This is a genomic window from Tsukamurella paurometabola DSM 20162, from assembly GCF_000092225.1.
Taxonomy (GTDB): domain Bacteria; phylum Actinomycetota; class Actinomycetes; order Mycobacteriales; family Mycobacteriaceae; genus Tsukamurella; species Tsukamurella paurometabola.
In genome coordinates, this window is record NC_014158.1 from 44,760 (window position 1) to 66,296 (window position 21,537).

Annotated in this window: 22 protein-coding genes; 9 read left to right on the forward strand and 13 right to left on the reverse strand. The window is 69.9% G+C overall.

All coding sequences use genetic code 11. From position 1 onward, the window contains the following. The first annotated feature begins 27 nt into the window (after positions 1 to 27). Positions 28 to 1,161 carry a hypothetical protein gene (locus TPAU_RS00225; RefSeq protein ID WP_147291127.1) on the forward strand — a complete coding sequence of 378 codons (1,134 nt, stop codon included), beginning with the start codon at positions 28 to 30 and terminating at the stop codon, positions 1,159 to 1,161. Positions 1,162 to 1,189: 28 nt separating this feature from the next. Here TPAU_RS00225 and TPAU_RS00230 read toward each other — a convergent pair whose 3' ends face one another. The 3 genes from TPAU_RS00230 to TPAU_RS00240 are packed head-to-tail and all read right to left on the reverse strand — an operon-like array spanning position 1,190 to position 4,469. Continuing rightward, the gene (locus tag TPAU_RS00230; protein ID WP_013124752.1) at positions 1,190 to 2,653 is read right to left on the reverse strand and encodes a flavin-containing monooxygenase; all 1,464 of its coding nucleotides are present in this window, start codon (positions 2,651 to 2,653) and stop codon (positions 1,190 to 1,192) included. Further along, positions 2,650 to 3,579: a patatin-like phospholipase family protein gene (locus TPAU_RS00235; protein ID WP_013124753.1), complete on the reverse strand. Its 930-nt coding sequence runs from the start codon at positions 3,577 to 3,579 to the stop codon at positions 2,650 to 2,652. The genes TPAU_RS00230 and TPAU_RS00235 overlap by 4 nt, the downstream gene beginning before the upstream one ends. Continuing rightward, positions 3,576 to 4,469 carry an SDR family oxidoreductase gene (locus TPAU_RS00240; RefSeq protein ID WP_013124754.1) on the reverse strand — a complete coding sequence of 298 codons (894 nt, stop codon included), beginning with the start codon at positions 4,467 to 4,469 and terminating at the stop codon, positions 3,576 to 3,578. The genes TPAU_RS00235 and TPAU_RS00240 overlap by 4 nt, the downstream gene beginning before the upstream one ends. Before the next feature lie 97 nt (positions 4,470 to 4,566). Here TPAU_RS00240 and TPAU_RS00245 point away from each other — a divergent pair, with 97 nt between their 5' ends. After that, positions 4,567 to 5,196, forward strand: a complete 630-nt coding sequence (locus TPAU_RS00245; RefSeq protein ID WP_013124755.1) for a TetR/AcrR family transcriptional regulator — start codon at positions 4,567 to 4,569, stop codon at positions 5,194 to 5,196. A 6-nt stretch (positions 5,197 to 5,202) separates the two neighbouring features. On the opposite strand, the gene TPAU_RS23040 is transcribed toward TPAU_RS00245, so the two are convergent. Continuing rightward, positions 5,203 to 5,346: a hypothetical protein gene (locus TPAU_RS23040; RefSeq protein WP_013124756.1), complete on the reverse strand. Its 144-nt coding sequence runs from the start codon at positions 5,344 to 5,346 to the stop codon at positions 5,203 to 5,205. Between the two features lie 164 nt (positions 5,347 to 5,510). Between TPAU_RS23040 and TPAU_RS00250 the strand changes: the two genes are divergently transcribed. Both TPAU_RS00250 and TPAU_RS00255 read left to right on the forward strand, forming a co-directional pair. Next, the gene (locus tag TPAU_RS00250) at positions 5,511 to 6,809 is read left to right on the forward strand and encodes a lipase family protein (RefSeq protein ID WP_013124757.1); all 1,299 of its coding nucleotides are present in this window, start codon (positions 5,511 to 5,513) and stop codon (positions 6,807 to 6,809) included. A gap of 39 nt (positions 6,810 to 6,848) precedes the next feature. After that, positions 6,849 to 7,406: a YdcF family protein gene (locus TPAU_RS00255; RefSeq protein ID WP_013124758.1), complete on the forward strand. Its 558-nt coding sequence runs from the start codon at positions 6,849 to 6,851 to the stop codon at positions 7,404 to 7,406. Here the strand turns inward: TPAU_RS00255 and TPAU_RS00260 are convergent. The 4 genes from TPAU_RS00260 to rfbC all read right to left on the reverse strand — a co-directional run bounded on the left by TPAU_RS00260 (position 7,403) and on the right by rfbC (position 10,532). Beyond that, positions 7,403 to 7,780, reverse strand: coding sequence for a hypothetical protein (locus TPAU_RS00260; RefSeq protein WP_013124759.1), 378 nt, complete (start codon positions 7,778 to 7,780; stop codon positions 7,403 to 7,405). The genes TPAU_RS00255 and TPAU_RS00260 overlap by 4 nt on opposite strands. After that, positions 7,777 to 8,217 carry a hypothetical protein gene (locus TPAU_RS21640; RefSeq protein WP_013124760.1) on the reverse strand — a complete coding sequence of 147 codons (441 nt, stop codon included), beginning with the start codon at positions 8,215 to 8,217 and terminating at the stop codon, positions 7,777 to 7,779. Before TPAU_RS21640 ends, TPAU_RS00260 begins: the two co-directional genes overlap by 4 nt. Before the next feature lie 5 nt (positions 8,218 to 8,222). Continuing rightward, on the reverse strand, positions 8,223 to 9,707 hold the full coding sequence (locus TPAU_RS00270) for a sugar transferase (RefSeq protein WP_160160285.1): 1,485 nt from the start codon (positions 9,705 to 9,707) through the stop codon (positions 8,223 to 8,225). 270 nt (positions 9,708 to 9,977) lie between these two features. Continuing rightward, positions 9,978 to 10,532: a dTDP-4-dehydrorhamnose 3,5-epimerase gene (gene rfbC, locus TPAU_RS00275; RefSeq protein WP_013124762.1), complete on the reverse strand. Its 555-nt coding sequence runs from the start codon at positions 10,530 to 10,532 to the stop codon at positions 9,978 to 9,980. A 14-nt stretch (positions 10,533 to 10,546) separates the two neighbouring features. Between rfbC and TPAU_RS00280 the strand changes: the two genes are divergently transcribed. Together TPAU_RS00280 and rfbA are read left to right on the forward strand one after the other, a co-directional pair. After that, positions 10,547 to 11,566, forward strand: a complete 1,020-nt coding sequence (locus TPAU_RS00280; RefSeq protein WP_013124763.1) for a glycosyltransferase — start codon at positions 10,547 to 10,549, stop codon at positions 11,564 to 11,566. Continuing rightward, positions 11,567 to 12,439, forward strand: a complete 873-nt coding sequence (gene rfbA, locus TPAU_RS00285; protein WP_013124764.1) for a glucose-1-phosphate thymidylyltransferase RfbA — start codon at positions 11,567 to 11,569, stop codon at positions 12,437 to 12,439. Here rfbA and TPAU_RS00290 read toward each other — a convergent pair. After that, on the reverse strand, positions 12,384 to 13,070 hold the full coding sequence (locus TPAU_RS00290; RefSeq protein ID WP_013124765.1) for a DUF1361 domain-containing protein: 687 nt from the start codon (positions 13,068 to 13,070) through the stop codon (positions 12,384 to 12,386). The genes rfbA and TPAU_RS00290 overlap by 56 nt on opposite strands. A gap of 140 nt (positions 13,071 to 13,210) precedes the next feature. Here TPAU_RS00290 and TPAU_RS00295 point away from each other — a divergent pair, with 140 nt between their 5' ends. Together TPAU_RS00295 and TPAU_RS00300 are read left to right on the forward strand one after the other, a co-directional pair. Continuing rightward, positions 13,211 to 13,780 (forward strand): dTDP-4-dehydrorhamnose 3,5-epimerase family protein, encoded by a 570-nt coding sequence (locus tag TPAU_RS00295; RefSeq protein WP_041944194.1) that lies wholly within the window; start codon positions 13,211 to 13,213, stop codon positions 13,778 to 13,780. Positions 13,781 to 13,814: 34 nt separating this feature from the next. Then, positions 13,815 to 14,915, forward strand: a complete 1,101-nt coding sequence (locus TPAU_RS00300) for a glycosyltransferase family 4 protein (RefSeq protein WP_013124767.1) — start codon at positions 13,815 to 13,817, stop codon at positions 14,913 to 14,915. On the opposite strand, the gene TPAU_RS00305 is transcribed toward TPAU_RS00300, so the two are convergent. The 3 genes from TPAU_RS00305 to TPAU_RS00315 are packed head-to-tail and all read right to left on the reverse strand — an operon-like array spanning position 14,893 to position 19,453. Further along, positions 14,893 to 15,903 (reverse strand): glycosyltransferase, encoded by a 1,011-nt coding sequence (locus TPAU_RS00305; RefSeq protein ID WP_041944542.1) that lies wholly within the window; start codon positions 15,901 to 15,903, stop codon positions 14,893 to 14,895. The two genes, TPAU_RS00300 and TPAU_RS00305, sit on opposite strands and share 23 nt — an antisense overlap. An 11-nt stretch (positions 15,904 to 15,914) precedes the next feature. After that, positions 15,915 to 17,885: a glycosyltransferase gene (locus tag TPAU_RS00310; RefSeq protein WP_013124769.1), complete on the reverse strand. Its 1,971-nt coding sequence runs from the start codon at positions 17,883 to 17,885 to the stop codon at positions 15,915 to 15,917. Continuing rightward, positions 17,882 to 19,453, reverse strand: coding sequence for an oligosaccharide flippase family protein (locus TPAU_RS00315; protein ID WP_013124770.1), 1,572 nt, complete (start codon positions 19,451 to 19,453; stop codon positions 17,882 to 17,884). The genes TPAU_RS00310 and TPAU_RS00315 overlap by 4 nt, the downstream gene beginning before the upstream one ends. Before the next feature lie 41 nt (positions 19,454 to 19,494). Between TPAU_RS00315 and TPAU_RS00320 the strand changes: the two genes are divergently transcribed. Then, positions 19,495 to 20,550 (forward strand): glycosyltransferase family 4 protein, encoded by a 1,056-nt coding sequence (locus tag TPAU_RS00320; protein WP_245537821.1) that lies wholly within the window; start codon positions 19,495 to 19,497, stop codon positions 20,548 to 20,550. Here TPAU_RS00320 and TPAU_RS00325 read toward each other — a convergent pair. Continuing rightward, positions 20,510 to 21,334: a WecB/TagA/CpsF family glycosyltransferase gene (locus TPAU_RS00325; protein ID WP_049825730.1), complete on the reverse strand. Its 825-nt coding sequence runs from the start codon at positions 21,332 to 21,334 to the stop codon at positions 20,510 to 20,512. The two genes, TPAU_RS00320 and TPAU_RS00325, sit on opposite strands and share 41 nt — an antisense overlap. Positions 21,335 to 21,537: the final 203 nt, after the last annotated feature.

The window sequence follows — 21,537 nt, forward strand, 5'->3', positions numbered from 1 at the left end:
ATATCGTTCTTCCGTATGATCGCCTCCGTGCCAGGCGAAGGAACCTCCCGAGTGCGTACCGCGGTCGCTGCGACCGTCGGTGCGGCGTGGGCGGTATCCGGGACCGCACTCATCGCCGTGCTCATTGCGATCGCAGCCGGCGGTGCCACCTACGCACTCACCGCACCGTCACCGGCGCCCGCTGCCGCGCCGGCTACCACCACGGGGACGAGCAACGACGAGAACGTCCGGGTGGCGCTCAAGGCGGCCGATGATTCGCGCACCATCTTCGGGCTGCTGTCCAACGCGGTCACCTCGTCGTCGTCCGGTCTGTCGGCCGCGATGTCCGGGGTTCCACAGATCTTCGACAGCGTCGACACGGCCCGGGCGGGCGCCGAGCAGGTGGCCGCGGGGCTGGAGGAAACGGCCACCACCCAGAATGCACTCAATGAGGTCTCGCAATCGGCCGGCGCCTGGGCGAACACCCTCGACCAAGTCGAGGGCATCTCGGGACTGTCGGTCGCGGTGCGCTCCAGCTCAGTCCAACTGCGCAAACAACTGATCGACAATCCGACTCCCGGGTCCGAAGACACGGTGGCGCAGCTCGATCAGGTGCTCGCGGCCACCGATGGCTTGAAGACCTTGGAATCCGTCGACCAGCTCAAGGGATCGCTACGCTCGCTGACGTCGCTCTCGGACCGGTCCGCGACGGCACTGGAATCGGCGCGCAGCTCGGCGCGGCAGCTCCGCGACGGCCTCACCACCATCTCGCGAGCCCGGCCGAACGCCGAATCGGCGGTGGGCAACCTGTCCACCGGTATGAAGCAGCTCGGCATCGCGCTCAAATCCATCGACGATCAGCTCGCGCTCATCCAGACCCGGCTTCGCGACGAGACGCGCGATCAGGTGGAGCCGGTGGCCGCAGCGGCACCGGCGATGGACGGTTCCGCGCGTATCGGCTGGGCGCTGTTCGCCGCCGGTATCGCGGGTGTTCTCGCCTATCTCCTCGCGCTGGTCGTCCATCAGCGGGTGCGCCGGGTTCCGGCCGCCCAGTCCCCGGCGCCGTTGGCCGACCTGGCCCGCGCCATCAGCGAGATCCCCACGCCCTCACACGGATTCCCGCGGCCGGACACCCACAACACCGATCCGTGGTTGCCGGTGCAGTTCGCCCGCGAGAAGTAGCACTGCGCGCGGCGTGTACGGGGACCGATCAGCGCCTCGGCGCGGTCACCACGAAGTCCCGATCGTCCGGTGCGGACAACATGTCCACCATGGTCTTCCGGTCGAACGGCCACAGATCGATGGTGCCGCCATCGGTGAAGTACCACGAGTTACAGCCGGTGTTCCACACCGTCGGGCCCATCGCTGCGGCCACCTTCTCGGTGAACGCCGCGGTCGCTTCCTCGGTGACCTCGACGGCCGTCAGTTCGCCGCGCCGGAACCGCTCGAGCCACTGCGCGATGTACCGCGCGGTGAGTTCGGCGGAGAATTGCAGCGAGATTGAGCCGGTGGGGGAGTTCGGGCCCAGCACCGTGAACAGATTGGGGAAGCCCGGGATCGCGGTCATCCGGTAGGCACGGGGCCCGTCGGCCCAGGCATCGTCGAGCTTGATGCCCTCCCGGCCGGTCACCTGCATCGGGCGCATGTAGTCGTGCGCGCGGAAACCCGTGGCCAGCACGAGTACATCGGCCTCGTGCAGCGTGCCATCCGCGGTGCGCAGGCCTTCGGCGGTGATCTCCGCGATGTCGTCGGTGACCAGCTCCACGGTGTCGCTCTGCAGTGCGCGGTAGTAACTGCCGGAGACCACCTGCCGCTTGCACAGCGGTTCGTAGTCCGGGGTCAGTCGGGTGCGCAATTGCTTATCGCGCACCTGCAGACGCAGCGATGCGCGAGCGTAGGCCTGGACCGCCCGTCGCCGCCACGAGGGTGTGGTCACGATGTCGGCGAGGATGCCCGAGCCCCACAGCAACCCTCGATGCACCGAGTCCAGCAGCCCGGGGACCCGCTCGAACAGGGTCGTGACGGCGCTGAACTGGGGTATGCGCATGGGTGCCCACAGCACCCACTGCGGCGAGCGGACGAAGTGTGTCACCGACCGCGCGCCGGAGTGCAGGGCGGAAACCACCTGCACCCCGGTGGAGCCCGTGCCGATCACGGCGATCCGCTTACCGTCGGTCACCAGGGCGTCGTCCCAGCGAGCGGTGTGCACCACGGGGCCGTCGAACTTTGCCAGACCGGGGAGGTCGGGTATCGCGGGGTTCTGCAGCACTCCGGTCGCGCACACCACGAAGTCCGCCACCAGTGTCTCGCCAGTGTTCAGTGTGAGCGTCCAGGTGTGCGAGGCGTCGTCGAATTCGGCTGCGAGGACTTCTGTGTCGCAGCGGATCCGGTCCGCCAGACCGAGCTCGTCCACCACGTCGCGGTGGTATCGCTGGATGTCGGGGCCGGTGGCCCAGATCCGCTCCCAATCCGGTTTCGGTGCAAACGCGAATTGGTAGATCTGCGAGGGGACGTCGCAGGTGAGACCCGGGTAGTGGTTCCAGTACCAGACGCCGCCCACATCGGCGCCTTTCTCCAGCACCACCCAGTCGGTGAATCCCTGCTGTTGCAGTACGTACGCGGTCGATATGCCGGCGACGCCGGCCCCGATGATCACCACGCGGGGTTCGGTCATCGCGGCACCGCCTCCCCGGATAGGGCCCGGCGTACCGTCTGCGGTGCGGTCCGCTGCGCCGCGGCGAAGGCCGCGGCCCGCTTGCCACGGGCCATGAAGTTCGCGCCGAGCCCGGCGAGATCGGCAGCGTCGGGCGCGATCACAGTAACCTTCTGTCCCCGGGCCCGTGCCACGGCCACCTCACGCCAGAACACCGAAGACATCGGCCGGCGCAGCAGTGCCTGCTCCATCAGGCCGCCGATACCCGGACCGCGGACGCCCGGAGCCGAGGCCATGGAGACGATCGCGTAGATCTCGTCCGCATCGTCGGGAGCGATCAGATCGAGCGAGGCCGTCGAGGCCGCGCCGCCGTCGACGAAGGTGCGCCCGCTGATCGTGACGGGTGGCATCCAGGCCGGAATGGCCCACGAGGCGCGCAGTGCCTCGCCCGCCGTGGCCGACGGTGCGCCCGCCGCGCCGAAGGCCACCCGCTCACCGGTGGCGGGTTCGTAGGCCACGAGCCGCGCGCGCTCGGGTACCGGGGCACTTACGCCCAGAACGGAATCCGCGAGTTCCTGCAGCCAGCGTGCGTCACCGCGTCCGCGTGGTGCCACACCGGTCAGCGGAGCGTGCCCGCCGGTGCGGCTCCACAGGGTGGAGGGCTGCGACGGCAGTGAGATCGGGATCCGGGGCAACGAACCGGGTGTCGCCGCCAGATGCCGGGTGAGCACGGGATCGGCACTGCGCTCCTCTTGCATCGAGACCAGCTCGTGCGGCGAATACCCGCCGGAGAGCAGGGTTACGATCTCGGCGCCGGCCGAGGTGCCCTGGAGCACAGCGGCCTCGCGAGGGTCCCAGTCCAGCTGATCGGCGAGCGCCGCGAGCGCGGCCATGGTCCAGGCGCCGCCGATGGTGCCGCCGCAGCCGATGACGAGTGCGCGGCTCACTGGGCGACGCCCTCGGCGTGCGCGCTGGCGTGCCGGTCGAGCCGGTCGGTGTACGCCCGGCGGGCGTCCGCGTCGAGGTCGAGGCCGCGCCGATCGCCGGCGAGGCGCCGCGCGAGTCGTTCCACCGGCTCGGGCACGAAGGCATCCACCAGGCTCCAGCCGGGGGCGACCCATTTCGGCACCGATGTCCGGGCGGCCCGGGTGCGCATCGTGTCGACCACGGCGGCGGCGACGTCCTCCGGATCGACGGTGGGGAGTGCGCCGCCGAGCTCGGCGCCCGATGAGAGCTCGGTGCGGACGGCGGCGGGCAGGATCGCGCACACTGCGACGCCGGTGCCGTCGTACTCGCGGCGTGCGCCGAGGGAGGCGCCGAGTGCGGCGAACTTGCTCGCGTTGTAGGTGACCATTCCGGGGAGCGGGATCATGCCCGCCATCGACGCGACGTTCACCACGTGTCCGTGTCCGCGGTGCACCATCGCCGGGATCGTCGCGCGCATGCCGTTGAGCATGCCGCGCACGTTCACGTCCAGGATCAGATCGGTGGTGGCCTCGGCCTCGGATTCGAAGTGGCCGAGAGGCATCACACCGGCGTTGTTGACGAGCACGTCCACCGGTCCCGCTGCGGCGGTGACCTCGGTGAGGAGGGTGTCCCACGAGGCCCGGTCGGTCACGTCGAGGTACCCGGCGCGGGCGCCGGGGATCGTCTGAGCGGTCGTGTGCGCCACGTCCGGGTCGATATCGCCGATCCAGACCCGTGCGCCCTGCTGCGCGAACAGCCGGGCCGTCGCCGCTCCGATGCCGCGCGCACCACCTGTGACGACGACCACCGCCCCGTTCAGGTCGGGGCGGCGCCTGCCGCCGATCGGGAGTAGCCGGTCGAGAAGCGTCATCGAATGTCCTTCCGTCGGGTCCGCGAGGACCAAGTGAAACTCACGGTATCTGAATACCGATAGTTTTTGAATACCCGGTACCGCTATCCTTCTCTCCATGGCGAGGCTGACGCGGGCGGAACAACGCGCCCAGACGCGTGCCGACCTGTTGATCGCGGCGCGCGAGCGTTTCCTGGCCGTGGGGTACGCGGCCGCGAGCCTCGACGACATCGCCGACCGGGCCGGCTACTCCAAGGGCGCGGTGTATTCGAACTTCGTCGACAAGCCGAATCTGTGCCGCGAGGTCCTGCATGCGCTGCATGCCGACAAGATGGCGGAGATGGCCGCGCTCATCACCGGACCCGGCGAACTGCAAGACCGGATCGACGGCCTGGCCGAGTGGGTCGAGCGCACCGTGGGCGACGTCGGCTGGACCATGCTCGAGCTCGAGTTCGTCATCGTCTCCCGCACCGATCCGAAGCTGCGCGAGATGGTGGTGGAACTGCGGACCGCGGCGCACTGCACCGTCGTCGACATGCTGCGCGGGCTCCTCGGTGTCGACGGTGACGATGCCGACGTGGCCGCCGCCGAGGCGGAGCTGTACGAACTCGAATCCACCGCCGACTTGCTGCTCAGCGCCGGTATCGGCCTCGGCATCCAGCGTGCTGTCGACCCCACGATCTCGGCGGAGCCGGTGATCGACACCATGCGCAGCACGCTCACGCTGCTCGCCGTCGGCGCCCGCTGACCGCGGCTACAGCAGCAGGAGGTCTTCCCGCGCGACCGCGACGGCGCGGCCGTCATCGAGCTTCACCGACACCGCTTCCTCGTCCGTGCGGAGCACCGTCCCGTAGGACAGGGCCTCGTCGCGGAGTTGCACTCGATCGCCAGGGGTCACGGCGTTCACCTCTATCTGCTTCTGGAAGCAGCAAAGGTAGCCCGCCGAAGCAGTTCTTGAGGCCGGTTCATCGGATGTTCACCATCGTTGAATGGGACAGATTATTCAGATTTGTCCCAAAGCCGTGTATGGTCGCACGGACCGCCGAATCAGGAGGACTGTCCATGACGGCCGTGACCACGCGCCTCGAGACCGCCGAGCAGTGGCCCGCACCCGCGGAGCCGCAGCAGGTGGGCATCGACCCGTTCTTCGACGCCCCCGAAGGATTCGCGGACGTCCCCGCGGGCACCGTGCTGCGGTACCGCGACGTCACCGTCGGCTTCCTCGGCCGGATCAAGCAGCGGGTGCGTGCCACCCAGCTGCTGTACCGCACCGTGAACATGCACGGTGACCCCGAGGTCACCACCACCACCGTGCTGCGCCCGCGCCGCGGCGCGAAGCCCGGCGCCCCGCTGGTGTCCTACCAGTGCGCGATCGATTCGCTGCACCCCAAGACCTTCCCGTCGTACGTGCTCCAGCACGGCGTGCGCACCGAGGACGCCTCGTTCCCGCAGATCGAGTACCTCTTCATCGCGGCCGCCGTCGCCAAGGGCTGGACGGTCTCGGTCCCCGACCACGGTGGCCAGACCGGCCGCTGGGGCATTCCTCGCGAACCCGGCCACATGGTGCTCGACGGTCTGCGTGCCTGCCTCGCGCATGCGCCCTTCGATCTGGCACCCGACACCCGGATCGGTGTCTGGGGCTACTCCGGCGGAGGCCTCGCCACCGTCTGGGCCGCGGAGACGGCACCGTCGTACGCGCCCGAACTGAACCTGATCGCCGGCGCCGTGGGCGCTCCCGTCTCCGATCCCGGCAATGTCTTCGTCTACCTCAACAACACCCTGTTCACCGGCCTCCCCACGCTCGTGATCGCCGCGCTGGCCCGGGAGTATCCGACGCTGCGCGAGGTGCTGGCCGAGCACGTGGACGACAAGGGCCGCAAGCTGTTCTACGAGGACGCCCTCGAATGGTCGCCCGAGCGGGCCATCCGGAAGATGGCGCACAAGGACTTCGGCTACTACTGCGACCTCCCGTTCGAGGAGATCGCCCGGCTGCCCAAGCTGCTCGAGATCTTCGACGACATCCGCCCCGGCCAGTCGGCGCCCGCGGTACCGATGCTGGTGGTGCAGTCCACCAAGGATCAGATATCGCCCGCCGACGATGCCACCGCGCACGTGCAGCGGTACGCGGCCGGCGGCACTCACGTCGAATACCGCACCGACCAATGGAGCGACCACTTCTCGATGCACTTCATGTCGGCGCCGATGCTGCTCGGCTGGCTGACGGACCGGCTCGACGGTAAGCCGGTCGGCGCCGCCGGGCATCGGCACAGCCGCTCGATCATGGCCTCGCCGAGGCAGATCGGCCGCACCCTGCGGCTGGTGGGCACCGCGGCGCGGGTCGCCGCCGGCGGCCGCTTCTGATTTGCAGCTTCGCAATGATCGGCCGGTAGTCTTGCGGCCGTGTCGAAGGTCAAGATAGCGATCTGGAGCACGGCCGTGCTCGTGGTCGTGTTCCTGGGTGCCGTCGCCGCGGTCGGCTACCCCGTCTTCGGCCAGGCGAAGCAGGATCCGCTGGAGCGGGTCGATGCCGTGGTCGTGCTCGGCGGTGAGCACGACGGCCGCGAGCAGTACGGGCTGCAGCTGGCCAAGGAGGGCTACGCCCCGACCCTCGTACTCTCCAACCCCTACGAGCCGGACGACCACGTGATGGCCCCGCTGTGCGACCGGCGGGTCGACGGCATCGAGGTGCTCTGCGAGGTGCCCGACCCGTCCACCACCCGCGGCGAGGCCCTGTTCACCGAACGGCTGGCGCGAGAGCGCGGGTGGAAGAAGGTGATCGTGGTCAGCTGGCGCTACCACCTGCCGCGGTCGCGGTACATCTTCGGCAACTGCTTCGCGGGCGAGACGGTGATGCGCGCCGTCCCCCGCGAGTACGCCTTCGGCCCCGCCGACTGGGAGCTGATTTACCTCTACCAGAGCTTCGCCATGGCGAAGGCGATGGTCCAGGGCGGCTGCTAACCGACCTTGGGCAGCTTCACGGAGGCGAGTCCGAGCAGATCGGATGCCAGATAGCCGAGCATGGCCGCGGCCACCGACATGCCGACGATGATCGCGACCGCCAGGACGGCCCGCACGGGGCGCTCGGCCCGCACCAGGCACCACGCCAGCGCGGCGAAGGACACCGCTGTTCCGCACAGTCCGATGAGGAAGGCGCCCGCCGGCGACCCGTGCGCGATCGCCCCGGCGCGGGCGATCGCCCCGAGTACCAGGGACGCCGCGGCGGTCACCAGCAGCAATGCGGTGGCGCGATTCTCCGGCGCGAGCCGCGCGGTCCGGTAGCCGATCGCAGCACCGAAGGCGCCGCCGAGCGCGGCGAGGAGGGGATTGATCATGCGGGCGTCTCCCCGGGCTCCGAGTGCTGGGCCGCGCCGCGACGGGTCACCAGGGAAGCCGCGAAGTATCCACCCGTCCCGGCGACCAGTGCGACGAGCGGAGTGCCGATGAGAAACACCGCGCTGGCGGTACCCGAACGCACCGTGAGGCCCACCGCCGCATACGTGGCCAGCGGAGTGATTCCCCCCGCGGTGCCGATGAGCAGGGCTCGGACGGTGCGGGGGAGGAGATCGCCCACGCCGCCCAGGAGTGCACCCATCAGCAGGCACCCCACGCCGGCCAGAACGATGGTCAACAGGGGCACGGCCGCGGCGCCCGCACCGGTGTCATCGCCATGCAGCTGAACGGAATAGGTGACGGCCGCTCCCACGGCGCCGCCGACGGCGACGGCGGTGAGCTCAGGGCGAGTGGGACCGGTGGAGTGCGTTGCCGACATTCCGTTCAGTATGCGCCACTCGATCCGACCACGGTGCCCACGGTGCGAGCCACGATCGACAGGTCGGTGAACAGCGACCAGTTCTCGACGTAACCCACGTCGAGCCGGACCGATTCGTCCCAGGACAGGTCCGAGCGACCGCTGACCTGCCAGGCTCCGGTGATTCCGGGTTTGACCAGGTGCCGCCGCCGCATCACGGGCGGATACTGGGCGACCTCGGCGGGGAGTGCCGGTCGCGGTCCGACCACGGACATCTCGCCCTTGAGGACGTTGATGAACTGTGGAAGCTCGTCGATGCTGTAGCGGCGCACGATGCGACCGATCCGCGTGACCCGGGGATCGTCCGGGATCTTGAACAGCACGCCGGCACCGATGTCCTTGTCGGCGAGTGCGTCCCGGTAGCTGTCGGCACCGTCGACCATGCTGCGGAACTTCACCATGTGGAAGGTCTTCCCGCCGGCGCCCACCCGCTCGGCGCTGTAGAACAGCGGGCCCCGGGAATCGATCTTGACGGCGATCGCCACGGCCAGGGTGACCGGAAAGGTGAACAGGAGGGCGATCGTGGCGAAGACGATGTCGAAGGTGCGCTTGGCCATGCTGTCGGCCCGGCGGTGCTGGGGCCGCGCGATCGACAGCATCGGCATACCGCTCACGGATTGGTACACCACGCGATGTCCGGCCACGTCGACGACGCCGGGCACGAGGACCAGCTCGACCTGCTTCTCATCGAGTTCCCAGATGAGCTTGCGCAGATCGCCGGGGCCCAGGGTGTCGGTCGGGGTGAGCGCGACGGCGCGAGCCCCCGTCCGGTCGATCGCGGCGAGCAGGGTCTGGTCGGACCCGACCACGGGTATCGCGGTCCCGTCGTCGAGCGGAATCGACTCGTAGAGTTCGGATTCGCCCTCCGGCAGGCACGCGCCCACCACCTCGGCGCCCGACCGCCCCTCGCGCAGCAGGGCGGCCGCGGTGGCCCGCGTCGCGAAGAAGCTGCCCACCACGAGCGTCGGTGTCCGGAACTCCTGGTCGGTCTGGGTGCGCACGCGGCGGCCCCACAGCATCCGGCACAGCAGTACTCCGCCGAGCGCGACGGGAAGCGATGCGCGGATGACCGCCTGTAGCAGCGGCACGTGCAGGTACGCCTCGACGATGCCGGTGATACCGAAGACCACGGCGGTCGCGCGGAGGACGTGCCGGAACTCGGCCGAGCCGAGCCGCAGTAGTGGCACGGCGAGGGTGCGCGACGAGCTCAGCGCCCCCACCCAGACGGCGTGGATCGCGATGATCACGGCGACGGCCGTGGCCGCGGGTACACCGGCGGCGATCGCGGCGACGGAACCCGAGGCAGCGGCGACGGTGGCGACGACGATGTCATCGGTGAGGACGGCGCCGCGCGGCACGCTCCTGGAGCCGGTCGTGGCGGGCGGTTCCGGCGCCGCGCCGGTGTCCGCCAGGCTCGCGGTATCGGGTGACACGGGGGGTGCGGCGGGCACATCGGAAGCCGGTGCCGTGGGGCTCGTGCGGGGCGGATGAGGCGGCAGGGTCGGGTGTGTGGTGACACCCCGATGAGCGTGGGGTCCGGACGTCTCGGACGACAGTTCGGTCATACGTGCGCGCACCTCCTATCCGACTCTCAGGGTGGGCCGCTCGAATACCCGCGTCACGATACCGTGTGCAATCGCGTAGGAGAATACTCTTACGTTGTGCATAAGAGTGGATTGTGAGGCGCCCGGAGGGGTCCGTTCCCGGACGGGAATCTCTGATCAGCGCAGACCGTGCTGGAGCTCGGACCAGGACCCGGCCGCTGCTTCCCGAGATGAGACGACCGTCACAGGCAGCGGCCATGAAATAGCCAAATCGGGGTCGTTGTAAACAACCCCGAGGTCCTCATTCGGATCGTGCGGGCGGTCGATCCGGTAGCAGACGTCGGCGACGGGCGTCAGTGCCTGGAACCCGTGCAGGAACCCGGGCGGCACGTACAGGTGGTGGAAGTTCTCGTCGTCCAAGCGGAAGCTGGCGTGCCGCCCGAACGTCGGTGAATCGGGCCGGATGTCGACGAGCACGTCGAGGACGGCACCGTGCGCACATCGCACCAGCTTGGCTTCGCCCCGGCCGGACCGGCCGTGCAGACCGCGCACCACACCGCCGTGCGAGCGCGATTGCGAATCCTGGACGAACGACGCCGACGCCCCCGGCACGCCGAGGTGCGCGTCGAACTCCTCGGCATCGAAGGTCCGGGTGAACAGGCCGCGCTGGTCGCGGTGGGGCTCGGGGACGAGCAACACCACGTCGGAAAGATCGGTCGCCTCGATGCGCATGCAAACATGGTGGCATGACCGCTTCCTCGCCGGGCGACACCGTGTACCGGATCGTCGCCGATTCCTGGTACGCACCGCACCTGCGCGGCGCGGTCGCGCTCGACGATCTGCTCCCGCGGCCGGTGCGGAGCGCCGCAGCCCGCAGTGGGCTGCTGCGCGGGCTGCTGCTGGCGGCGGCCGGACTACGTGCCGACGCGGTCGTGACGACGAATCCGAGCCCCGGCGCAGCGATCTGCCTGGCCCTGTACGGACTGCTCGGGCGGCGGCGTGTGGTGCTGCTCGAATACATCGTGCATCCGCCTTCGGGACGGTTCGGCCGTCTGCGATTCACCGTGTTGCGCAAGCTGCTGCTGCGGCGTGCGCTGCTGCGGGCCCAGGTCCTCACCGATGCCGAGGTTCCGGCCTACGCCGCTCTGCACGGTGTCGGCCCGGACCGCTTCGAGGTGGTCCGGTGGCCCGCCCGGTTCGACGAGACGCCGGCGCCTGCGCTGCGTGCGGGCCGGGTGGTCGTGGCCTCGGGCCGCAGAACCGACTGGGACACCTTCCTGCGGGCGGCCGACGGCGCCGACTGGGACGTCCGGGTGGTGTGCACCGGAGCCGACCTCGCCGCAGTGCAGAGCCTTGCGCCACCGTCAGCCACTGTGCTGCACGATATTTCGGCGGATGAGAACCAGGCCGTCGTGAACCAGGCCACCGTGTACGTGATTCCGGTACCGGAGACGGGCGCGAGTATCGGGCAGATCCGCGTGATGAACGCCGGTCAGGCGGGTGTGCCCGTGGTGGCCTCCGATGTCTCGGGATTCGCGGGCTACCTCGACCAGGAGGTGGCGGTTCTGGTGCCGCCCGGGGATCCCGCCGCGCTGCGCGCCGCCGTGGACGCGCTGCTCGACGATCCGGCGCGCCGGGAGGGGTTGCGCAGCGCTGCGCGGGCCCGCGGGGGCACCATGGACGAGTATCTGACCCGGATCGACGAGCTGGCCCACCGCGGAGCCGGCCCGGAGCCGGTCACCGACGGCGTGGAGAGGATCAGCTGAGTGCGCGGAATCATTCTTGCGGGCGGTACCGGCAGCCGGTTGCACCCGATCACGCTGGGGGTGAGCAAGCAGCTGGTCCCGGTCTACGACAAGCCGATGATCTACTACCCGCTGTCCACGCTGATCCTTGCCGGGATCTCGGACGTACTGGTCATCACGACCCCGCACGACCGGGAGGCCTTCTCCCGGTTGCTGGGCGACGGCAGCCAGTTCGGTATCGCGATCAGCTACGCGGTGCAGCCCGAACCCGATGGTCTCGCGAGCGCCTTCCGTATCGGGCGCCAGCACATCGGTGGCGACCGCGCCGCACTCGTGCTCGGCGACAACATCTTCTACGGTCCCGGTCTCGGTTCGCAGCTCCAGAGGTTCTCCGAGATCGACGGTGGCGCGGTGTTCGCGTACCGGGTCTCCGATCCCGAGCGGTACGGCGTGATCGAATTCGATGCCGCCGGGAAGGCGCTCTCCCTGGTGGAGAAGCCCGAACGACCGCGGTCGAACTACGCGGTGCCGGGCCTGTACTTCTACGACAACGACGTGGTGGAGATCGCCGCGGGCCTGCGACCCTCGGCGCGCGGCGAGCTGGAGATCACCGACGTCAACCTGGAGTACCTGCGACGCGGCACACTCCAGGTGCAGGTGCTGCCGCGCGGCACCGCATGGCTGGACACCGGCACCGTCGACTCGTTGCTCGACGCCGGTACGTACGTGCGCACCATCGAGCAGCGGCAGGGCCTGCGGATCGGCGTCCCGGAAGAGGTGGCCTGGCGCCGCGGTTTCCTCACCGACGAGGAACTGCGCACCCGCGCGGAACCGCTGGTCAAATCCGGGTACGGGGCGTATCTGCTGAATCTTCTGGCCGCGGAACGGGGCTGATCACGGCGGGGGTCAGCGACCAGACGGTGAGGTACGCGAGCCCGTAGAAGGCCGCTACCGCGAGCGCGACGCCGGTCGATTCGACGTGCGAGAAGGGCGATCCGATCCACCCCAGGGTGGCGGCGACCACGTCGTCGGGCCGGGTCACCAGGTCCCACGAGTTCCAGCGCTGGAACCGTCCGATCACCACACCGATGGCGCACAGGCCCACCGAGACCGCGACCGCGAGCCATCCCCAGCGCGCTCCGAACTCCCGCTCCAGCCGGCGGTGCACCAGCAGCAGCGAGACCACGCCGAGCAGGATGCCGGTCCAGGCCGCGAACCCGTACTGCAGCACGTGCCGCCACATGTTCGCGCCCTCACCGAGGTGCACCAGGTCGGTCACCAGATACGGCGAGTTGGGCAGGAAGGCGAGCCAGCCGACCCCGAGCGGCACCAGCGCGCCGCGGGCGCGGACCGTGGCGAAGCCGAGCGCACAGAGCATCGGGATCCAGGCCAGGAAGAGGTTCCACACCAGGAATCGGGTGGGGTAGGACATCGGTGCCTGCGCGTCGGTCACCCCGAGCGCGACGGTCAGCGCGGTGGTTGCGAGCAGGGACGCCACCAACAGGACGCCTCGGGCCGTGGTCATCGAACCAGTGTGCCCGCTGCGGCGTCATGCCGGGAGGGTCGCGCGCGGACAGCGCAGCATCCGACACCGGAACACGGTGGCTCCGGGCGGTGACGGTCCCTCGGTAGGATTGCAACGACGAAAGGGTGTGACGGATGGCTATGCGGGCACGAGGGTTGACGGTTCCGGGTGCGTTCGAGTTCACGCCGCAGCAGTTCGGAGACGACCGGGGCCGGTTCCTGGAGTGGTTCAAGGCCTCTGAGTTCGAAGAGGCCACCGGTGCGCCCATGCCGGAGCTGCAGCAGGCGAACTGCTCGGTCTCGGCCGCGGGAGTACTGCGCGGCGTGCACTACACGCTCACCCCGCCGGGGCAGGCGAAGTACGTGACCTGCGTGCGCGGCGCCTTCCTCGACGTCGTGGTGGACCTGCGCCGCGATTCCCCGACCTTCGGTACCTGGGACACGGTATTGCTCGACGATGTGGACCGCCGCGCCGTGTACCTGCCCGCCGGCCTGGGCCACGCGATCCTGTCGCTGGAGGACCGATCGACGGTGATGTACCTGTGCTCGGTGGAGTACGCACCGGACGTGGATCGTGAACTCGACGCCTTCGACCCCGATCTCGCGATCGACTGGCCCACCGAGGGGCGCGACGGGACACCGCTCACCTACGTCCGATCGGCGAAGGACGAGGCGGCACCCTCGCTGCGCGAGGTGTTCGGGGGGCGATGAGGGTGCGTCCCGCCAGTCGCCGGTGCCTCAGGTGATGATCGTGTCCGAGCCGCTGCGCGTCCTTCTCGTGGGTCCCGCCCCACCGGGGCCGCACAGCCGCGGCGGTATGGCGACCGTGATGGGTCACATGGCCGCGCATCCCCATGCCGCGATCACCGTGGTACCCACCTTCGTCGACGCCGGCCCGGTCGAGCGGATCCGCGTCGGCGTCGTCGGCATGCTCCGCGCGGCGGTACTGGTGCTGGCCGGGCGGGTCGACGTGCTGCACGTGCACCTCTCGCACGGCGGCAGTGTGATCCGTAAGGCGCTCCCGCTGTGGGCGGCTCGCCTCCGCGGTGTCCCCGCGGTGATACACGGCCACAGCTTCGATTTCGGCGGCTGGTTGGCCGGCCTTCCCGCACCCGCGCGGGCCGTGGTGCGCGCCGCGCTCCCCGCCGACCGGTGGCTGGTCCTGAGCACCGGGCTCGCCGCGGAGTACCGCGCCGCGCTCCACCTGCCGGCCGACCGCGTCCAGGTGCTGCACAATCCGGTTCCCGCTGCGGCGACCGCCGCTCCCGATCCCGCCGAAACCACAGTGCTGCAGGTGGTCTCGCTCGGTAGGCTCGGTGAACGCAAAGGGACCTACGGTCTCGTCAGCGCCCTCGCCGCGCTGCCGCCCGACACGCTGAACCGGCTGCACCTCACCCTCGCCGGCGACGGCGAGGTCGACGAGGTCCGGGCGGCCGTCGCCGCCGCCGGATTGGGCGAGGCGGTGACGGTGACCGGGTGGATCGACGCCGCCGGACGGGATCGGCTGCTGGCCGCGAGCCACGTCTTCGCGCTGCCCAGCCATCACGAGGGCCTGCCCATGGCACTGTTGGAGGCGATGGCCGCGGGCCTGGCGCCGCTGACCACGCCCGTGGGCGGCATCCCCGACGCCGTCTCCGACGGCATCGACGGTCTCCTGGTGCCGCCCGGCGATCCGGCGGCGCTCGCCGCGGCGCTCACCGCGCTGGTCGACGACCGGGCGGCGACGGCGGCGCTCGCCACCGCCGCCCGCGAGCGAGCGCAGGAGTTCGACCTCGAAATCTGGTATTGGCGACTGGAATCCGTGTGGTCCGAGCTGGCCGGCGTCAGATCCGTGCGACGCGGCTGAGCATCTCCTCGAGCCGTGCGGCGGATTCGTCGGCGCCGTACCTCGCGAGGTAGTGCGCCCGAGCGACGGCGCCCCGGCGTGCCGCGGCCTCCGGATCGGCGAGCGCGTCGAACGCGGCCGCAAGACCCGCGACGTCGTCCACCCCGATGGCCGCTTCGCCCGGCGGCTGGAACTCGGGCAGCGCACCCCGGTCGGAGACGATGGGGGTCACCCCGAGCTGCATCGCCAGCACTTGGACCCCGCTCTGCGTGGCCCGGCGGTAGTGCGCCACCGATCCCTTCGCGGCAGCGAGGGGGCCGATCACATCGGCGTAGGAATACGCGCCCGGCACCCGGCGCACGTGCGGCGCCGCCCGCAGCGGGGCATCACCGTCGCCGATCAATACGAGTTCGTCTCCACGCCAACCGGGCCCGGTGGCGTGCCGTTCCCAGGCGTCGAGCGTGACGTCCAGGTTCTTGTAGCCGTTGAGCCGGCCTACGGCCACGAAATCGCGTCGCTCCGTGGCCGGAACCATCGGCGGCACGAGCATTTCGGCGAGATCACTGGTCAGCGGTGCCAGAGCGTCCGCGCCGATCTCGGCCCGCACGTACTCGCTGAACGCCACCGTGGCCGCTGCGGACCCGTTCCAGCGATCGAACAGCGCGCGTTCCCATCGGGGTACCTCCTCCGCGGCGTCGTGCGGGCGGTCGTCGTGCACGAGCCGGACGCGGGGGGCGCTGCCGGCGAGGGCGATCCACCGCGGGTCACGCACCAGCTCGGTGACCACGACGTGCGGGGCGAACCGACGCGCGTCGCGCAGGCGGCGGGCGAACGGCGCCCAGGTGGAGGGTGTCTTCGGCCGTGGATTCAGCACCCACTCGTACGGCCGGGCGGCATCGGATTCGGGGTGCTGGTCGGAGGTAACCAGCACTACCTCCCAGCCCCGGTCCTCAAGCGCCTCGCAGTAGACCCGGGCCAGTGGACGCATCCACGGGGAGAGCCACAGCAGGCGCCGGCCGCTCACGGTGCGACCCCGGCGAAAGCGGCCTCGTACGCGTCGGCCATCGCCTCGATCGTGTACCGCTCTCGCATCCGGTCGAATCCGTTCTCCCCGAGTGCCGCCCATTCCTCAGGGCGTTCGAGCAGGGCCGCGAGCGCATCGCGCCACCCGGTAACCGAGACGTCGTCGACCAGCGCCCCGGCCCGGCCGTGGTCGAGCATGTCCGGCACTGCGCACACCGACGATGCGACCACCGGCACCTTGCGCGCCATCGCTTCGAGGATCACCAGCGGGAAGGCCTCGGACCGGCTCGGGACGCACAACAGATCCGCCTCGGCGAGCGCGTGATCGGGGCCGGGCGACCAGCCGCGCCAGTGCACCCGGTCACGCAGATCGTCCGGGGTGAGTTCTTCCAGGCGCGCGCGGTCGGGACCGTCGCCGTAGATCGACAACTCCCAGGGCATCTCGCGCAGGCCGGCGAGCGCCTCCACCAGAAGGTGCGGGTTCTTGTGTTCGACGATCCGGGACAACATCGCCAGGCGCGGCGGATCGCCGACCGCGGGGCGTGGTGGGACGCCGCCGAGCGAGGCCGCCGAGGCCACACCGTTAGGTGCGGTGAAGTGGCGCGACCCCAAGTCCTGATGGGCGGTCGCCTCGGTCCAATGGCGATCGGAGAGGGCGATGAAACCATCCGCCCGGCGCATCGCGGCCGCCAGTCCGGTGGAGTAGGTGGGTCCGTCGAGCGCGGGTGGAATATGCGCGGCCACCAACCACTTCCGGTTCCGTCCGGCGGCTCGCCACAGGGTCGCGAAACCGGTCTCCGTGTTGGTGTCGCCGCTGATCAGGATCTGTGGCCCCGCGGGCAGTTCGAGCGCGGGTGCCCACCACGGTTGGCGCACCACCCGCACTCCGTGCGGTATCTCGCGCACCAGTGGCCCGAATCGCTGCATACACGCGATCGTCACGTCGTGCCCGCGGCGGGCCAGTTCGGAGGCGAGGACCACGTGCTGACGCTCGGCACCGCCGAACACCAGGCGGTTGGTGGTGATCACGATCGACGGTGTCGTCGCCCGCGTGCGTGGGCGCCGTTTCGATCGTTGCACCCGGTCGAGCGCGGAATGCCCCACCAGGAAGGCGCCGGCCACGCGCGGCCCGGCTGCGTGTTCGAGGTTCAGAGCGACATTGGCGCGCAACAGGTCTGCGGAGCGCCTGCTTGCCGAACGGTCGTTGCGGACGGTGCCGTGGCCGGTGTGATCGACTCCCGGATCCTCGGTCAGTACCAGGCGCCAGCCTGCATCGGTGGCCCGCGTCTGCCAGTCGGACTCCTCGCCGTAGAGGAAGTACTCCTCGTCGAACGGTCCGAGCGCGTTCCAGGCGTCGCGGGAGATCGCCAGGCACGCACCGGTCAGATAGCCGGATACCGAATCGGGTCGTGTCGAGTACAGATCCGAGAGCGGTGTGCCGCGCAGTCGCTCGGCGTAACCGGCATGGGAGACCAGGCTCCGAACCAGGCCGCGTGGCCGGTGCGCCACGTCCCACGGCCGGCGCAGACCGTCGTGGTCGTCCGGGTCGCGGACACCGGGCGCGGCGGCCGCCACGCCGGCCGTGCCGAGCGCGGCCCGGGTCCGGGCGAGGTCGTCGCGGAGCACGGCGTCCGGATTGAGAAGCAGGAGATCGTGATCGGGTGCCGCTTCGGCCAACCGGTTGACGCCCGCCGCGAATCCCAGGTTCTCGCCGGTCGAGTACCAGCGGACGTCCGGGAACTCCGCGGCGAGACTCGCCATCTCGGGTTCGGCGGGAACGGAGTTGTCCCACACCAGCACCGGAAGGTCCGGCAGGTGCTCGCCGACGGACCGCAGGCATGCCCGCAGATCGGCGGGGTTGCGGTAGGCCACGATCAACACCGCCGGGGTGCGGGGCGTCGGGGCGGCCGGCGGTGGGCCGGACTGGAGGCCACCCGGGAGGTAGGCGCGTTCGGCGTCGCGGGTCACCGGGTGTTCCCTTCTGACGAGGTCGGCTCTGATGAGGTCGGCGGGGCCTTGCTGGATTCGTCGTCACGGGCGTCGGGTTCGCCACCCCGCGCCAGCAGCTCGCGAATGGCGGAAGCGTGCACGGGCCCGAGTGCCAGATTCACCGCCAGGAAGACCACGCCCGCGATCATCGCCGTGACGAGCACCGGCAGAACGTCGTCGAGTGCCAGGCATACGCCGACCGTCGCGCCGAGCGGGACGAGCAGGTGCAGGCAGAACCGCCAGGGGGTGCGGTAGGGGCTGCGACGGGTCAGTCGCCACGTCGCGACCAGGAGCCCGACGGTTTCGCTGGCGATCAGCGCGATACCTGCGCCCGCCGCGCCGAAGGGTGGGATGAGGATGACGTTCAGCACGATGTTGCCGATCAGGTTCACCACGTTCAGGCGCAGGAGGAAGACCTGGTCGTGGGCCGCGAACAGCGCCTGACTGAGCACGGCGTTGACGAAGCGCAGCGCCACGGCGATGAACAGCAGACCCAGTGCCACGCTCCCGATCTCGACGAACTCGGAGTCGCTGATCAGGTGGATGATCCCGGGTGCGAGAGTCAGGCCGATCGCCACCATCGGAGTACCGAGGAAGAGCATCGCCTGCATGCTGCGCACCGTGAATCGCGCGAACTCGTCGCGGTCGGTAGCCCACAGGTTGGTCATGGTCGACAGCGCCGATGCGAGGTACGTCGCCGAGATCACCGTGGCGTTGAAGGCGATGCCGTAGGCCAGGCTGTAGGCACCGAGTTGCTGCGGCGTGCTGAGAATACTGAGCAGGAAGGCGTCCGAGCGCCAGTACAACGCGGCGATGATCAACACGCCGGTCTGCGGCAGGCTCTCCCGGATCAGATGCCAGCTCTCGCCGACGGAGAACACGGGGGAGATCTCCACCAGCCGGCGTGCCGCGATCGCCTGGATCACGAGGGCCACCAGCGGCGGCACGATCTGCACAGCGGCGAACCACACGAGCGGTGCGTCGATCGAGATCAACCAGACGGTTCCGGCCAGCGAGAGCACGCGCCCGACCACGTCCGACGCCGCCACCGCGCCGAACTGCACGTTGGTCATGAAGATCGGTTGAAAACAGCTGCTCAGAGTGGTGAGGATCAGGCTGACGGCGACGATGGCGATCATCGCCACCACCTCGCTGCCCTGGCTGGAGTAGATCCCCCACCCCATGAACAGGGTCAGCGCCCCGAGCGGGACGCAGTAGGCGATGGACAGTCCCACGCTCACCCGGACCAGCTGCGACAGGTCCGCCAGTCCCGACGTCACCCGCCGCACGATCACGGCGCCGATGCCCAACTCGGTGAAGCTGGTCCACAACCCGACGAAAGCGATCGCCGCCTGGAGGTGGCCGTACGAGGTGAGACCGAGATGGCGACTGGTGAGTGCCATCGTGACGATCGAAGCCATCAGCCCGACGACGCGTGCCACCATCTGCACACCGAAGGCGCGGGCGATACGGCCCGATGAGGCCCGTCCCTGCGCGGTACCGGACTCACTACCGCTAACCTCTGTTGCAATCGAATAGTCGGGCACTCCCGATTCCGGGATGAGGTCGAGCGGAGGTTCAGGTGCGGGTGACGGTGCCGCTGGCCGGGGGTCTGTCGGAGCAGGACTGGGCCCGTCGTCACGCCGCGGGAGAGGTCCCGGATCGGTCACCGTACGGCCTCCATCGGCTGGACCGACACGATATGAGCGTGCGGTTCGCATCGGCGGACTTCGGTGCCGGCCGGGTCGGCCGCGCGGCCGCACGGGTGGCTCGTTCCGTGCGTCACCGCACCGGAGGCTACGAGTTCGTCGAGGCCTTCACGTCGGGCGGGCGCATCGGAGAAGCGGATGCCGTCCTCGCCTACGACGAACGCACCGCGGTACCCGCCCTGCTGACCGGCCGCACCCCCGTCGCCGCAGGGATCGGATGGTTGAATCGCCGTGCCGTGGCGGGAGGTGTACACGGAGCGCTCGCCGCGCGTGCGCTGCCGCGGGCGGGTGCGGTGTGGGCGCAATGTTCGGCGGTGCTGCCCGTGATCGGCGCCGAATGGGGTGTGCCCGCGTCCCGGCTGCAATTCGTTCCGCTGGGCATCGATACCGAGTTCTACGGTGAGCAGCCCCTGCCCGAGACCCCCGGACTGGTGATGAGCGCGGGTGAGGACCGGTTCCGCGATCACGCGACTCTGATCGGTGCCGTCGCCGCCGTACGCCGGAACCGCCCCGAGACTCGCCTGGAACTGGCGTCCGCGTTGCCCTTCGACGCGCCGGACGGGCTCGTCACCGTGCATACCGAACGGCTCAACGGGCGCATCCGTGAACTGTACCGCCGCGCGAGCGTCGTGGCGGTCGCGCTGCATCCCACGGTGACCGGGTCCGGACTGACCGTGGTGCTGGAAGCGATGGCCAGCGGACGCCCGATCGTGGTGACGGATAACCCCGGCGTCGACGACTACGTCGAGCACGGCGTCACCGGCCTCACGGTTCCGGCCGGCGACTGCGCCGCGATGGCCGGGGCGATCGAGTCGCTGCTCAGCGACGACGGTATGCGGATCGAGATGGGGCGAGCGGCGGCCAAGCGCGCCCGCGAGCAATTCACCTCGGCGATCATGGTCGATCACCTCGCGCGGATGTTGCGTCGGATGTGACCAATCGGGCTCCGCGCAAGCGCAGCAGTGCCGGCGGGCCTTGGATCAGATAGCGGCGCGCCAGCCGACGCGGCTCCTGCTTGAGCCGGTACAGCCACTCGAGGTCGGCCCGTTGCCAGGCCTCGGGTGCGCGGTCGACGGTGCCGGCGATGAAGTCAGCGGCGGCACCGAACGGCAGCAGGACTCCTGCGCCGGTTTCCGCGCCCCACGTATCGATCCATTGCTCTTGGCGCGGCTTACCCAGCCCCACCACGAGTACGGTCACTCCGGCGGTGCGCAGCTCGGCGACGAGCCGGGCGTTGGCGGCGGGGTCTTCGAGCTCGTCCCGCTCGGGCGCCCAGTAGCCGGCGATGGCCAACCCCGGGTGGGTGCTGCGTAGCGTGGCGTCGAGCGCCCGATGCGCCTCGGGCGTGCCTCCGACGAACCCGATCCGGAAGCCGTGCTCCGCGCACACTGCGATGACATCGGGCAGGAGATCGGCGCCGGTCACGCGCGGCCAGCGCTCCCCGGTGAGCCGCTCCCCACGGCGCACGACGGGCGCTCCGTCGGCGAGGGTGACCCAATCGACTGCCGAACCCAGGTGGTTGCGGCCGGGGCGGAAGTGGTGGAAGTGGTCGAGGTTGGCCGAGCATAGGCCCAGAGGCCGTCGACCGGGAGCCGCGGCCCGTCGTTCGACCAGGTCGAGGGCCTCGGCGTGCGACAACCGGGTGATCACGGTGCCGGCGACCAACATCCGCTGGGTGAGTGCGGTCACCGCGTGTACTCCCGCGGTGCAGCGCTGCACGGGATCGGAGTACCGCCGGAGGGAGCGAGCGGCTGTCGCTTGTTCCGGAGCGGAGCCAATAGCGCTCGCCTCCGGGCGGGAGAAAGCAAATTCATCGTGTATGAACCTTCGTCTACCTGCGTGATCGCAACGAATGACGGCGATGTGCCGCTGTCGCGATTGCGAAGATCCTCGTGCATTACCCCATAATAGAGCGTGAATGG